A 14,030-nucleotide genomic window follows, 5' to 3' on the forward strand; every position below is an offset into this window, starting at 1 on the left:
GCGCAGGAAGCCACCCTACTTGGTGCGGGCGAGGAACCTCGCACAGGCGCTCGCGCTGACGATGAACGTGTTGGCGTCGGGATCCTCGCTGTCCCGTATCGCGGTTTCCGCCTTGCCGACAGCAAGCTCAACGCGTTTGTTGTCAGGTGCGGTGTAGCTGGATTTGCGCCACGTCTTTCAGGGAGATTAGGCAGACACCTAGGCATGTCAAAGAGGTTCTCCGCCACGCGTAGTCGCGAGTTCGGCGCCGGCATACGGGCAGCCATCGCGGGCGCTGGCCGACCTCGCGCGCAGCCGCCCAAAACATGGACTGGGACGAGGCGAAGGCTTCGGACTTGGTGAACGGCAAGAGCGACGCCACTAGATCGATCGCTGCGTTGCTGGGCGCTTGTCGCGGCAAGGCCGACGAACTCGTTCACCTGTTGGCGCTATATCCCGACGGGTGTCGGGGCTGCTGGCAACAGCACGGTGTGTGGACCTATCCGGCTTCGCAAGGTCGTTGAACACCTCGGGGTGACGGAGTCATTGACTTGCTGGCACACGCACATGGTGCCGTGCTTGCCATTCTGCCATCACTGCATCTCTGTCTTGAGTGTTGCTGCGATCTTCGGCGACAAGCCGCGGGAACAGTCGGTGACTTCGCGTACCCATGCCGGGGTGATGTTGACCTCCGGGGCGAGGTGTTCGCGAGCTTCGTTCACGTAGTCCTGCAGCAACTTTCGCGGGCGCTTTCTCGGAGCCTTGGGGAGGGGTTCGAGGCGTTCATGAACGACCGGCTGAGCTGCTAAAACGTGCTGGGCGGCGGGTTCGTGAACGGTTGCCGTCTCGCGGATCAAGGTCAGCAGGAGTTCATAGGACAGGCCGAGGGCGACCGGCGGCCAGGCCGCCACGAGGCGGCCGATCAGCGTCGGCTCGGCGGCCGCGACGTTCGCGGCGAGCGACACCAGCAGCCCGAGGACGAGACCGATCCAGGCGAGAGCGCCGACCGGTTGGCCGGCCCGCTTACGGGTGAGCATCACCAAGGACGCCGAGACGAGCATGCCGTCGACCGAGACCGGCAGGATCCAGGCCTTCCAGCCTTCACCGGCATCCGAAGCGAGTGCCCGCATGTGGTCGAACGAGACGACGGCGGCCACGGCTGCGACCGCCGCCACGGCGATGACGCACGTTCGCTTGATCCAGATCGTGGGCTCGTTCACGACGGCCACCGATCCTGCTGAGGCTCTGAGCAGGTGCATAGGGTGAAGTTCCAGGCGCGGCGTCGAGCTGCGTTCGGGCCAGACAGGAAGTTGGTCGCGTCGCGAAGTTTCTCAGCCGCAGCGCGGGACTCGTAGCAGCGTGCCGGTGACGTCCAGCCGCGCGGATGGGTCCGTGAGACCGGCTCGGAGTAGGAGAGGTGAACGCGGCTCATCGCGACATCACCGCTGGGTGGCAGCGCGGGCACGGGGACGAGCGGCTTCGGTCCTCGTCGAGCCAGATGACCCGAGCCGATACGGGATCGGAGTCGCGGGCGTCGCACTCGCCGCAGACGGCCGAGCGCCCGCCGGGCGCGCTCGGTGCGGGACGGTTCCTCGGACGGTTAAGGGAAGGATCGGGTGCAGTGCTTGCACCCCGTCGCGTCGTTGATTGCACCTCGTGGCGCGTGGATTGCACCCCGTCCTGCTCAGCGAGGTGCGATACGTGCACCTCGTCACACATGGCGAGGTCCCAGCCCTGAGGACGGCGGTCGGCCCGCTTGATGTGCGCGGCCAGGATGTCCGGATCCGACGGCTTGATCAGGCGCAACGCGTGAAGACGATCAAGAGTTGTGCGGACGGTTCGTTCGGACAGGCGGGTGTAGCGGGTCAGCGTCGCGACCGAGGGGAACGAATTTCGCCCGAACGGGTCAGCGTGGTTGGCGAGGCCGATGAGGACTACTGCGAGTGAGCTTGAGTCCTTGCGGTTGGTTGGGATCGGGGCGCTGTTGAGTGCCCACGCGATCGCTTCGATGCTCACGGCGTCACCGCCGTGATGAGGGTCATGCGGCACGATGTGCGCACGGTCGGACCTCCACGTCCGATCGAGGCCCCGTCCCGCTGCTGGAACAGCGAACGGGGCCGCCTACGTCGGTAGGCGGCCCCGTTCGGCCAAGATCACCAGCCTCGCTCGCGCCACTCGGCGAGCTTCGGACGCTCGACGCCTAGGGTCGAGTCATCACCGTGACCTGGGTAGAAGTGCGTGTCGTCGGGCAGTTTGCCGAAGATGCGCTCTTCCAGGTCGGCCATCAGGCTTGCGAAGTTGTCTGGACTTGTTGTCCGCCCAGGACCACCCGGAAAGAGTGAATCTCCGGTGAAAAGGTGCGGGCGGCCGTCCGGGTCGTCGTACAAGATCGCGATCGAGCCCGGGGTGTGGCCGCGCAGGTGGATCACCGTCAGGGGGACTTCTCCCACGTCGATGGTGTCGTTGTGGTCCACGAGGACGTCCGGTGCGACGGGGAGAACCGCAGCGTCCAGCTCGTGGGCGGCGGTCGTGCAGCCGTGGGTGGTGGCCAGGGGTTCGAGTGCCTGCCAGTGATCGGCGTGCTGGTGCGTGGTCACGATCGTGCGCAGGGCCGGGCGCGTGGGGAGTTGGTCGAGCAGGGCGGACAGGCGCTCGTGGTCGTTGGCCGCGTCGATGAGCAACGCCTCGTTCGTGGACCGGCAAACGAGCAGGTAGGCGTTGTTGTCCATCGGTCCGACGGAGATCTTCGTGATGGTCAGCGCGGGGAGGGTGCGGCTGGCCGCGGGGCCGCCGGGCTCGACGTGACCGGTGTAGTTCTCGAGTACGTCCACGGTGGCTGACGGTAGTCGCTCCGGGCCGTGCGCCGCACACCTTCAGGTTGCATACAGGTTGCACTCATAGGGTAAGTAAAGGTCGACAATCCGTCGCCGCGTACTCCGAAGGCACCAACCCGCATCGACGAACAGGTCCCCACCTCTCGTGATCCCAGAGCAACGGCACAAGTCCCGGACGACCCGGCGGGTCAGCTGGGACGTCCTCAGGGTCGTCGCCATCGGATGCGTGCTGCTCCACCACGCCACGCTCACGAGCGTCAGCAGCCACCCCGACCTGGGGCCGTTGCCGTTCACCTTCCCGATGTCGATGGGCGCCAGCACCCTGATGGTCGTCTCGGCCTTCTTCGCCTGCGCCACCCTCAGCCACGGCCGGCCGGGCCGCTTCGTGTGGAGAAGACTCGCGCGGCTGCTGCCCGCCTACATGGCCGCCGTGCTGCTCACCTACGCCGTGCAGAGATGGGTCGCGCCGGAGGGGTGGAGCCAGCTCGACGGCCGTGACGTCGTCTACAACCTGCTGCTCGTCAACCAGTGGTTCCCGGACGTCGACATCGTCGACTTCGCCTACTGGACGGTGCCGGTGCAGATCTGCGCGTTCGTCGCGGGTGCGCTGCTGGTCAAGCGGCTGCACGGGACCGGGCTGCGGGTCTTCCTGTGGGGGCTCGTCGTCACCCCGCTGCTGCTGCGGCCGTTGCTGGACCACTCGTACGCGCTCTTCACGATCTACAACGGGTTCGCGCTGCACCGCGCGCAGCTCTTCGCCGCAGGGATTGCCATCTGGCTGTGGTCCAAACACCGGATGGGCACGGCGCACCTGGGCGCACTGCTGACCGCCACGTTGGTGGCACAGGCGGTTCACACGACCGAGTACGGATCGACGATCGGCTTCGGTGTGCTGCTACTGCTCGTGTGCGCGGCGGCCGCTGGACCCGATTGGGTGTTCTTCAACCCGGTCCAGCGGGCCGTCACGTGGCTCGCGGGCATCTCGTACGGCGTCTACCTGGTGCACCAGCAGATCGGCACCGTGGTGATGGACCGCATGCACAACGCCGGGCTGCGGTCCTGGTGGCTGCTCGCCGGCTTCCTCACCTCGGCGGTCGTGCTCGGCTGGGCGCTCACGAAGTTCGTCGAACGGCCCGCCTACCGGCTGCTCACTCAGGCCCAGTCGGGCAGTTCCGGCAGCTCGCCGCGCAGCTCGGAGCCGTCGGAACGGCCGGTCAGCCACGCCAGCACGGCGCTCGCCGGCCCGCTCACCGAGTTGCGGCTCTCCGGGCCGGTGAGCTCCCAGCTGCGCTGAGCGCCGCCGGGCAGGGTGACCTCGACCGAGAACGCGTCGACACGGCCCTCGAACTGGCGCAGGACGTCGTCGAGGAACTCCTCCACGAGGTCGGCCGGCAGGTCGTCGAACGTCACGCCGGCGTCGAGGTCGACCAGGTGGATCCACAGCTCGCGCAGTCGCAGGAACGGCACGGACGACGCCGGGATCGACGCGCCCTTGGGCGAGGCGACCTCGGAACGCCAGGCGTGCGCGGGCAGGTCGCGGCAGGCCGCGTCGAAGCGCTGGCAGGCGGAGTCGAGGTCGGCCCTGATCACCTGCAGCAGCCTGCGGGAGCCCTCCTCGATGTCGGCGTCGCGGTCCGCGCGCGACGCGTACGCCTGGTGCTCGACCCCGGTCTTGGCCCAGGTGAGCAGGTTCACCAGCGCGTCGGCGTTGCGCGCGAGGTGGGTGACGACGTGCCCGCGGGTCCAGCCGGGCAGCAGGCTGGGGCCGCGCACCGCGGTCTCGTCCAGCTCCTCGACGACCTCGTACAGCACGTCCGTCGCCTGCCGCACCGCGGTCAGGTGCCGGTCGGGCACTCCCCGCGGCGACGGCACCGACGTGTGCTGCGTGGACGGCGTGTAGGTCATGTGCTGCCTCTCCCCGACGTTGAGGCTGATCGAAGTGCCCAGCCTAGGAGGTAGAGCCTGTTCAGGGGAATGCGGAAGCCGCCCGATCCGTTTTTGTCGGTGGTGGCACCTAGCATGGTTCGCGGGTCGGTCACAGCCTCCGGAACGGTGCTAGTACGCTTCGAACGCTTGTTCGGAAGAGTGTGGCGTGAGTGACCCGCCAATCGCAGCCGAAGGGACCCCAGTGGCAGACCGTCTTGTCGTTCGCGGCGCCCGCGAGCACAACCTGCGCAGCGTGGATCTCGACCTGCCGCGGGACAGCCTCATCGTCTTCACGGGGCTGTCCGGCTCCGGCAAGTCGAGCCTCGCGTTCGACACGATCTTCGCCGAGGGGCAGCGCCGCTACGTCGAGTCGCTGTCGGCGTACGCGCGCCAGTTCCTCGGGCAGATGGACAAGCCCGACGTCGACTTCATCGAGGGCCTCTCGCCCGCGGTCTCCATCGACCAGAAGTCCACGAGCCGCAACCCGCGCTCGACCGTCGGCACCATCACCGAGGTCTACGACTACCTGCGCCTGCTCTACGCCCGCGCCGGCAAGCCGCACTGCCCGCAGTGCGGTGAGGCGATCGGCAAGCAGACGCCGCAGGAGATCGTCGACCAGGTGCTCGCCATGGAGCAGGGCACCAAGTTCCAGGTGCTCGCGCCGGTCATCCGCGGCCGCAAGGGCGAGTACCTCGACCTGTTCCAGAACCTGCAGTCGCAGGGCTACTCGCGAGCGAAGGTCGACGGGGTCGTCCACGCGCTGGGCGAGGTGCCGAAGCTCAAGAAGCAGGAGAAGCACCACATCGCGGTCGTCATCGACCGGCTGAGCGTCAAGGCGTCGTCCAAGCAGCGCCTGACCGACTCGGTCGAGACCGCGCTCAGGCTCGCCGACGGCCTGGTCGAGCTGGAGTTCGTCGACCTGCCGGAGACCGACCCGAACCGGGTCAGGGGCTTCTCGGAGAACCTGGCCTGCCCCAACGGCCACCCGCTCGCGATCGAGGACCTGGAGCCGCGGTCGTTCTCGTTCAACTCCCCGTACGGCGCCTGCGTGGTCTGCACCGGCATCGGCGTGCGCAAGGAGGTCGACCCGGAGCTCGTGGTCCCCGACGACGAGCTGACGCTCGAAGAGGGCGCCATCGCGCCGTGGGCAGGCGGGCAGACCGCCGAGTACTTCACGCGCCTGCTGCAGTCGCTCGGCGAGACCATCGGCTACCGGATGGACCAGCAGTGGCGCCACCTGCCCGCGAAGGCGCAGAAGGCGATCCTGCACGGCATCGACGAGCAGGTGCACGTCCGCTACCGCAACCGCTACGGCCGTGAGCGCTCCTACTACGCCAACTACGAGGGCGTGATCCCGTTCCTCGAACGGCGCCAGGAGCAGACCGAGTCCGACTACATGCGGGAGAAGTACGAGGGCTACATGCGGGAGGTTCCGTGCCCCGCGTGCGCCGGCACCCGCCTCAAGCCCGAGATCCTCGCTGTCACGCTGCACCACGGCAAAAAGGGCGACAAGTCCATCGCCGAGGTCTGCGCGATGAGCGTCGGCGAGTGCTCGGACTTCCTCGACGGCCTCAAGCTCGGCAAGCGCGAGTCGATGATCGCGGGCGCGGTGCTCAAGGAGATCCAGGCCCGCCTGCACTTCCTGCTCGACGTCGGCCTCGACTACCTCTCGCTCGACCGCGCCTCCGGCACGCTGTCCGGCGGTGAGGCGCAGCGCATCCGGCTCGCCACCCAGATCGGCTCCGGCCTGGTCGGCGTGCTGTACGTGCTGGACGAGCCGTCGATCGGCCTGCACCAGCGCGACAACCACCGGTTGATCGAGACGCTGACCCGGCTGCGCGACCTGGGCAACACGCTGATCGTCGTCGAGCACGACGAGGACACGATCCGCACCTCCGACTGGGTCGTCGACATCGGTCCCGGCGCCGGTGAGCACGGCGGCAAGGTCGTGCACAGCGGCCCGTACAAGAAGCTGCTGAGCAACAAGGAGTCGATCACCGGCGCCTACCTGTCCGGCCGCAAGTCGATCCCGATGCCCGCGAAGCGCCGCAAGATCGACAAGAAGCGCCAGCTCACGGTCGTCGGCGCGCGCGAGCACAACCTGCGCGGCATCGAGGTGTCGTTCCCGCTCGGCTCGCTCACCTCGGTCACCGGCGTGTCCGGCTCCGGCAAGTCGACGCTGGTCAACGACATCCTCGCGACCGTGCTCGCGAACAAGCTCAACGGCGCCCGCCAGGTGCCCGGCCGGCACACCCGGATCAAGGGCCTGGACCTGGTCGACAAGCTGGTGCAGGTCGACCAGTCGCCGATCGGCCGCACCCCGCGGTCGAACCCGGCCACCTACACGGGCGTGTTCGACCACATCCGCAAGCTCTTCGCGGCGACGACCGAGGCGAAGGTCCGCGGCTACCAGCCGGGCCGGTTCTCGTTCAACGTCAAGGGCGGCCGCTGCGAGGCGTGCGCGGGCGACGGCACGATCAAGATCGAGATGAACTTCCTCCCGGACGTCTACGTCCCCTGTGAGGTGTGCAAGGGCGCGCGGTACAACCGCGAGACCCTGGAGGTGCACTACAAGGGCAAGACGATCTCCGAGGTCCTCGACATGCCGATCGAGGAGGCCGCGACGTTCTTCGAGCCGATCAACGCCATCCACCGCCACCTGAAGACGCTGGTCGAGGTCGGTCTCGGCTACGTGCGGCTCGGCCAGCCGGCACCCACGTTGTCCGGTGGTGAGGCGCAGCGCGTGAAGCTCGCCTCCGAGCTGCAGAAGCGGTCGACCGGCAAGACGGTCTACATCCTCGACGAGCCGACGACGGGTCTGCACTTCGAGGACATCCGCAAGCTGCTGGGCGTCATCAACGGGCTGGTGGACAAGGGCAACACCGTCATCGTCATCGAGCACAACCTCGACGTCATCAAGACGTCCGACTGGATCGTCGACATGGGTCCCGAAGGGGGCTCCGGCGGCGGTATGGTCGTAGCAGAGGGCACACCCGAGCAGATCTCGCAGGTGGAGGAGAGCTACACGGGGCAGTTCCTGCTGCAGGTGCTCGGGAATGAGGAGGTGTCGGCGGCAGGGTGATGATCCCACTCGATGCGCTGGCCCACCGCGAGCGCGCCCTTGCGGCGTCGCGCGGCGTGCCCGTGGCGTACCCCTTCAGCCTCGTTGAGGCGCTCGACATGTCGGAGCAGGCACTCCGCCGTGTCGCGGCTGTCGGCTGGTTGCGAACCCTGGAACGGCTTCCCCGCCTCGCCGACAAGTGAACTAGGCGCCGCTCGGGCCCTGCTTGAGCGGCGCTGGAGCCGGATTCCCGGTCGTGGGGAATCGATCTCTCGATGTGACTTTTGTCGAGGGATCTGTGACTCCCACGAGCTATCCGGGATGATTCTGACGTGTCACTCAACCGCTACCGGTTCCGCAGCGTGTGGCATGTCTGCGCGCCGCCGGCAGCCGTGTACGAGGTGCTGTCCGACATCGCGAACTACCCGCGGTGGTGGCCGGAGGTCAAGTCGGCGACGAAGATCGACGATGAGACCGGTGAGCTCCGCTGCCGGTCGTTCCTGCCCTTCGACCTCGTCATCCGGGCGCGGCACAGCATCCGCAACCAGCAGGCGGGTCTGCTGCGCGCGACGCTGACCGGTGACCTGGAGGGCTTCGCCGGCTGGGAGATCATCGGCCGCGACGGTGGCACCGACCTGGTGTTCGACCAGGAGGTCGTGGTCAACAAGGCGCTGCTGCGGCGGCTGGTGCTGATCGCGAAGCCGTTCTTCCGCGGCAACCACGACCTGATGATGCGCGGCGGCCTCAAGGGGCTGAAGCAGCAGCTGGAGGTCCGGGCCGCGAGCCGCCCCGAGTCCTGACCTCGGCGCGGGCGCCAGCTCCGCACGACCGGCCGCCCGTGTGCGCGGAACCGGTCATCCGTCGGCGGACAGGTGGCGCACCAACCGGCCCAGCTGCTCGGCGTGTGGTCGCCGACTGGAAGAAGTTCAAGATCTTTGTGAACCGGCGGGGCGTGCCCTGCGTGTGGAGAGCGGTGGTCGCCGCGGCGACCGGGCTCACAGGGGAGAGGGGAGCCCCGGCGGGATGTTCCCGTCGGGGCTCTTCCCGTCTCTCACCGCAGGCGCAGCAGCACCGCCTGCTCCGGTTCCAGGACCGGCAGCTGGACCCCGACGTCCGACAGCACGGAACCGGGCAGCTCCACGGTCTCCCAGCGCGCGGGACCCCGCTGCGTCAGCCGCGGTCGGCCGGCGGGCGTGTCGAACGAGAGCCGGTACGTCCGCTCGGGGTCGAGGCCCGGCAGCCGCACGCGGCGCGGCTTGGTCTGCGTCGAGGTCGTGAGCTGGACGTAGGCGAAGAACGCCTCGGACCGGTCGGCGGCCACGACGCCGTGCACCCACGCCGCGGGGTCCGGGTGGTCGGAGTGCACGACGACCCCGCTGTGCACCAGCGACCGCACGTCCTTGTAGTACTCGATCACCGCCTGGAGCCCGGCGCGTTCGGAGTCGGTGGCCGAGTTGATGTCCCACTCGATCCCGAAGTGCCCGAACAACGCCGTGGCCGCGCGGAACGACAGGTCGTGCACACGCCCGGTGGTGTGCGACTTCGTCGGGCCGACGTGCGCGCCCATCAGCTCCGGTGGCAGGAACACACCGGTCCACCGCTGGATCAGCTGCCGTTCCAGGGCGTCGTTGCAGTCCGACGTCCACACGCGGTCGGTGCGCGCGAGCACGCCGAGGTCGATCCGCCCGCCGCCGGACGAGCAGCTCTCGATCTCCACGTGCGGGTGCCGCAGCCGCAGCTCGTCGAGCAGCCGGTAGAACGCGGCGGTCTGCTCGTGCACGCGCGAGCCGATGAGGTCGCGGTTGTGGTCCCACTTCACGAACGCGATGTCGTTGTCCGCCAGCACCGACGACACGCGGTCGAGGATGTACGCGTAGGCCTCCGGGTGCGCGATGTTCAGCACCTGCTGGTGGCGCGACGGCGGCGGCAGCACGCCGGGACGCGGCCCGAGCACCCAGTCCGGGTGGGCGCGGTAGAGGTCGGAGTCCGGGTTGACCATCTCCGGCTCGAACCAGAGGCCGAACTCCATGCCGAGCGCGCGCACGTGCTTGATCAGCGGGGTCAGCCCGTCCGGCCACACGGTCTCGTCGACGAACCAGTCACCGAGCCCGGCGGTGTCGTCGCGGCGGTGCCGGAACCAGCCGTCGTCCAGCACGAACCGCTCCACGCCCATCGCCGCGGCGGTGTCGGCCAGCGCGGTCAGCCGCCCCAGGTCGTGGTCGAAGTAGACGGCCTCCCAGGTGTTCAGCACGACCGGCCGCGGCCGCCGCGGGCGTTCCCGCAGCTGCCGGTGGAAGGCCGCGCTGATGCCGTCGACGCCCGCCGGCGAGTAGGCCGCGTACAGCCACGGCGTCTCGTACTCCTGGCCCGCGGCCAGCGTGATCTCGCCCGGCAGCAGCAGCTCGCCGCCACCGAGGACGGGCGTGCCGTCGACCTGGTTCTCCGCGTACGTCACGTGGTTGCCGCTCCACGCCACGTGCAGCGCCCACACCTCGCCGTCGCGGAACGAGAACCCCGGCGTGCCCGCCAGCAACCCGATGGTCGCGTCGTGCCCGGTGCGCCCGCGCCGGCTCTCCCGCACCCACGAGCCGTGGTGGAACGCCTGCCGCTGCGGCTGGCGTTCGCGGCTCCAGCGGCCGGTGAAGTCGAGCAGCTCGGTGGCGTGCGACGGGACGGGCAGCGCGGTCTCCACGCCCTCCAGCGCGTACGGCGTCGTGCCGTCGTTGCGGACGACGTGCCGCAGCCGGAGCATGCCGGACTCCAGCAGCTCGACGGTGCCGGTGACGGTCAGCTCGGCCGCCGCGTCGGAGGCGGCGTAGCGGAAGATCCGGTCCTCGGCCGAGGACGAGGTGACCTGGAGCGCCGGGGCGAAGTGCTCACCGCCGCGGTGCCCGCGCAGACCCGGACGGCCGGAGTACCCGGCACCGGCGTCGGGCAGCAGCGCGAGCGGGACGGGGACGTCCGGGGTGTTGTTCGGGTTGCTCCACGAGACGACGCCGGCCAGGCCGCGCAGTGCGGCCTGGCCGAGGTCCCCGAGGGTGCGCCCCCAGTGCGCCACGACCGGCAGGCCTGCGCCCTCGACGGTGATGACGACGCTGGAGGTGTCGTCGTGCAGGTGCACGACCTCCGTGTTGCTCATGCGGGCCCCGTCCACATCAAACACAACTGAACAATGTGCCGATCCTCAGATCCGGGGCCCGCGTTGTCAAGCGTTGGAACTTGTTGGGTTTTGTCCGATCAGATGATCAGACTGATGAGCGCCGCGACCACGAAACCGACCACCGACAGGATGGTCTCCAGCACGGTCCACGACTGCAGCGTCTCCTTCACCGACAGCCCGAAGTAGCGCGACACGATCCAGAACCCGCCGTCGTTCACGTGCGAGGCGATGATCGAACCGGACGCGATCGCCATCACGACCAGTGCGAGCTGGGGCTGCGAGTAGTTCAGGTCCGACAGCACCGGTGCCACGATGCCCGCGGTCGTCACGATCGCGACCGTCGCCGAACCCTGCGCGATCCGGATGACGCAGCTGATCACGTACGCCAGCGCGATCACCGGCAGGCCGAGGTCGGACAGCTCACCCGCCAGGGTCTTGCCGATGCCCGTCGCGGCCAGCACGGCGCCGAAGAAGCCACCGGCACCGACCACGAGCAGGATCATCGCGACCGGCTTCAACGACGCGGCGGACAGCTCCGCCACCTTCTCCCGCGTCATGCCGCGCCGGAAACCCAGCAGCCAGAACGCGAGCAGCACCGAGATCGTCAGCGCCACCGCGGGCGTGCCGAAGAACGTCGCCACCGAGTACAGCCGCGTGCCCTTGGTCAGCAGGATCGAGCCGAACGTGCCGGCGAGGATCAGCACCAGCGGCAGGCCGATGATCGAGAGCACCAGGCCGAGCGACGGCGGGTCGCGGTCGTCGCCACCGTTCTCCGCCCGCGCGACCTCGGCCGCCGCCAGCATCTCCTCCGGGACGGGCACGTTGATGCGCTTGCCGATCCAGTACGAGTACAGGACACCGCCGACGAACCACGACGGGAGCGCCACCGCGAGACCCATGATGATGATCCAGCCGAGCGACACCCCCAGCAGACCGGCTGCCGCCACCGGTCCCGGGTGAGGCGGCATGAACGCGTGCATGACCGAAAGGCCCGCGAGCAACGGCATGGCGAACAACACGATCGACTTGCCGCTGCGCTTGGCCGCCACGTAGACGAGCGGCGCGAGCACGAAGATGCCGATGTCGAAGAAGACCGGCACACCGAAGATCAGGCCGGCGAGGCCGATCGCGACCGGCGCCTTCTTCTCGCCGAACGCGTTCATCAGCTTGTCCATCAGCACCTGCGCGCCGCCGGACGCCTCGAGGATCGCGCCCAGCAGCGTGCCGAGGCCGATGATCGCGGCGATGTGCCCGAGGATGGAGCCGAAGCCCTTCTCCAGCAACGAGTCCGAGGCCTTCTGCGCCGACCCGACCAGCTGCTCCACCGGCACGCCCGCGAGGAGCGCGACCAGCAGGGCGACGACGATCAGCGCGATGAACGGCTCGACCTTGAACTTGATGATCAGCAGGAGCAGCACCGCGATGCTGACCACCGCGAGGGTCAGCAGACCCGGTGTTGAGTGTTGCAACCAGTCGATCACGGGCGGCTCCTGAGTGAATGGCCTGGCAATGCGCCGGTGGCGGTTCCGTCGTCGATCACCGGCACCCCGTTGCAGAACACGAACGGGATGCCGGTGGCCTGCTGCCTCGGCTGGTCGAAGGTCGCCGTGTCGGCGATCGTGGCCGCGTCGAACAGCACCAGGTCGGCCGCGAACCCCTCGCGGACCAGACCCCGGTCGGTGAGCCGCAAGCGTTTGGCGGCCCGGCCGGTGAGGTGCTCGACGCACTCCTCCAGGCTCAGCACGCCCAGCTCGCGGACGTAGCGCGCGAAGTAGCGGGGGAACGTGCCCCACGCGCGCGGGTGGGGGCGGTCGCCGACGAGCAGCCCGTCGCTGCCGCCGGTGTGCGCCGGGTGCTTCATGATCGCCTGCACGTTCTCCTCGTGCCCCACGTGCATGAGGCAGGAGGTACCCAGGCGTTCGTCGACCAACACGTCGAAGTACAGGTCGGCCGGGGTGCGCCCGAGCCGTGCCGCGGACCGCAGGACGCTCGCGCCGACGAGGTGCGCGTTGCGGTCGTTGCGGACCCCGTTGATCTCGATGGAGTCCCAGTCGACCGGCACGCCGTGGCAGCCGTCCGAGCCGATCTCCTCGATCTCCGCGCGGATGCGCTCACGGATGTCCACATCGGACAACCGGGCCAGCGCGCTGTCCGGTCCGCCCTCCGTCGCCCAGGACGGGAGCAGCGCGGACAGGTACGTCGCGCCCGGCAGGTACGGGTAGGTGTCCAGCGAGATGTCGGCACCGCCCGCGATGGCGTCGTCCAGCAGCGCCAGCAGCTCCGGTGCCCTGCCCTTGTTCACCGGGAAGTTCATCGTGGCGTGCGCGAGGTGCAGCGGGCAGCCGGAGCGCTTCGACACGTCCACCATCTCGGCGTACGCCTCCAGCGCGCCCGCGCCGTAGCTGCGGTGGTGCGGGCTGTAGAAACCGCCGTGGCTCCCGACGACCTCGCAGAGCTGCACCAGCTCGGACGTGTCCGCGTACATGCCGGGCGTGTAGGTGAGCCCGGAGGACATGCCGAAAGCGCCCTCCGCCAACGACTTCGCGAGCTCGTCCTTCATCGCGAGCAGCTCGGCCCCGGTCGTCGGCCGGTCCTCCCAGCCGACGGCGAGCATCCGCAGCGTCCCCTGCGGCACCAGGTACGCGGCGTTGACCGCGATGCCCTGGTCGAGCCGGTCGAGGTACTGCCCGACCGAGCGCCAGTTCCAGTCGAAGCCCGGCGGGTCGTCGTTCCACCCGGCGAGCTGGCCGCGCAACGTGGCGAGCACCTCGTCGTTCGCCGGCGCGTAGGACAGGCCGTCCTGGCCGAGCACCTCGGTCGTGACCCCTTGCGAGACCTTCGCCAGGTGGTCCGGCTCGGCGAGGATGCGCAGGTCCGAGTGCGAGTGCATGTCGATGAACCCCGGCGCGAGCACGAGCCCGTCCGCGTCGATCGACCGCGTGGCGGAGATCCCGCTGCCGATGGACGAGATGACGCCGTCCTTGATCCCCACGTCCGCCTGGTAGGCGGGCGCGCCCGTGCCGTCGGCGATCAGTGGTCCGCGCAGGACGACGTCGTCCATCAGGGCACT

At 69.0% G+C, this 14,030-nt stretch carries 10 protein-coding genes and 2 pseudogenes; 4 read left to right on the top strand and 8 right to left on the bottom strand.

Annotation, left to right across the window (positions count from 1 at the left end; translation table 11 throughout):
* Positions 1-15: 15 nt before the first annotated feature.
* From ACZ7CH_RS37875 to ACZ7CH_RS37890, 4 genes and pseudogenes are all read right to left on the bottom strand, one after another.
* A pseudogene (locus ACZ7CH_RS37875) lies at positions 16-162 on the bottom strand (DUF397 domain-containing protein); the annotation flags it as partial.
* 410 nt (positions 163-572) lie between these two features.
* Entirely contained in the window at positions 573-1,208 is a 636-nt protein-coding gene (locus ACZ7CH_RS37880) for a DUF2637 domain-containing protein (protein WP_470376146.1), read from the bottom strand.
* A 199-nt stretch (positions 1,209-1,407) separates the two neighbouring features.
* Positions 1,408-1,995, bottom strand: a complete 588-nt coding sequence (locus ACZ7CH_RS37885; RefSeq protein ID WP_470376147.1) for a helix-turn-helix domain-containing protein — start codon at positions 1,993-1,995, stop codon at positions 1,408-1,410.
* Positions 1,996-2,132: 137 nt separating this feature from the next.
* A complete protein-coding gene (locus tag ACZ7CH_RS37890) occupies positions 2,133-2,810 on the bottom strand; it encodes an MBL fold metallo-hydrolase (protein WP_470376148.1) in 678 nt (225 codons plus the stop codon).
* 148 nt (positions 2,811-2,958) lie between these two features.
* On the opposite strand from ACZ7CH_RS37890, the pseudogene ACZ7CH_RS37895 reads away from it, so the two are divergent.
* A pseudogene (locus tag ACZ7CH_RS37895) lies at positions 2,959-3,918 on the top strand (acyltransferase family protein); the annotation flags it as partial.
* Positions 3,919-3,965: 47 nt separating this feature from the next.
* Here ACZ7CH_RS37895 and ACZ7CH_RS37900 read toward each other — a convergent pair.
* The gene (locus tag ACZ7CH_RS37900; RefSeq protein ID WP_470372456.1) at positions 3,966-4,718 is read right to left on the bottom strand and encodes a maleylpyruvate isomerase family mycothiol-dependent enzyme; all 753 of its coding nucleotides are present in this window, start codon (positions 4,716-4,718) and stop codon (positions 3,966-3,968) included.
* Between the two features lie 223 nt (positions 4,719-4,941).
* Between ACZ7CH_RS37900 and uvrA the strand changes: the two genes are divergently transcribed.
* The 3 genes from uvrA (at position 4,942) to ACZ7CH_RS37915 (ending at position 8,600) form a co-directional block, all read left to right on the top strand.
* Positions 4,942-7,821: an excinuclease ABC subunit UvrA gene (gene uvrA, locus ACZ7CH_RS37905; RefSeq protein WP_360397807.1), complete on the top strand. Its 2,880-nt coding sequence runs from the start codon at positions 4,942-4,944 to the stop codon at positions 7,819-7,821.
* Positions 7,818-8,003: a hypothetical protein gene (locus ACZ7CH_RS37910; RefSeq protein ID WP_470372455.1), complete on the top strand. Its 186-nt coding sequence runs from the start codon at positions 7,818-7,820 to the stop codon at positions 8,001-8,003. Before uvrA ends, ACZ7CH_RS37910 begins: the two co-directional genes overlap by 4 nt.
* A 129-nt stretch (positions 8,004-8,132) precedes the next feature.
* Entirely contained in the window at positions 8,133-8,600 is a 468-nt protein-coding gene (locus ACZ7CH_RS37915; RefSeq protein WP_360397811.1) for an SRPBCC family protein, read from the top strand.
* Positions 8,601-8,851: 251 nt separating this feature from the next.
* Here the strand turns inward: ACZ7CH_RS37915 and ACZ7CH_RS37920 are convergent, their stop codons facing one another.
* The 3 genes from ACZ7CH_RS37920 to ACZ7CH_RS37930 form a co-directional block, all read right to left on the bottom strand.
* A complete protein-coding gene (locus ACZ7CH_RS37920; RefSeq protein ID WP_470376149.1) occupies positions 8,852-10,939 on the bottom strand; it encodes an alpha-galactosidase in 2,088 nt (695 codons plus the stop codon).
* A gap of 98 nt (positions 10,940-11,037) precedes the next feature.
* Entirely contained in the window at positions 11,038-12,441 is a 1,404-nt protein-coding gene (locus tag ACZ7CH_RS37925; protein ID WP_360397815.1) for a GntP family permease, read from the bottom strand.
* Positions 12,438-14,021: an N-acyl-D-amino-acid deacylase family protein gene (locus ACZ7CH_RS37930; RefSeq protein WP_470376150.1), complete on the bottom strand. Its 1,584-nt coding sequence runs from the start codon at positions 14,019-14,021 to the stop codon at positions 12,438-12,440. The genes ACZ7CH_RS37925 and ACZ7CH_RS37930 overlap by 4 nt, the downstream gene beginning before the upstream one ends.
* Positions 14,022-14,030: the final 9 nt, after the last annotated feature.

The organism is Lentzea sp. NPDC037011 (genome assembly GCF_055607425.1).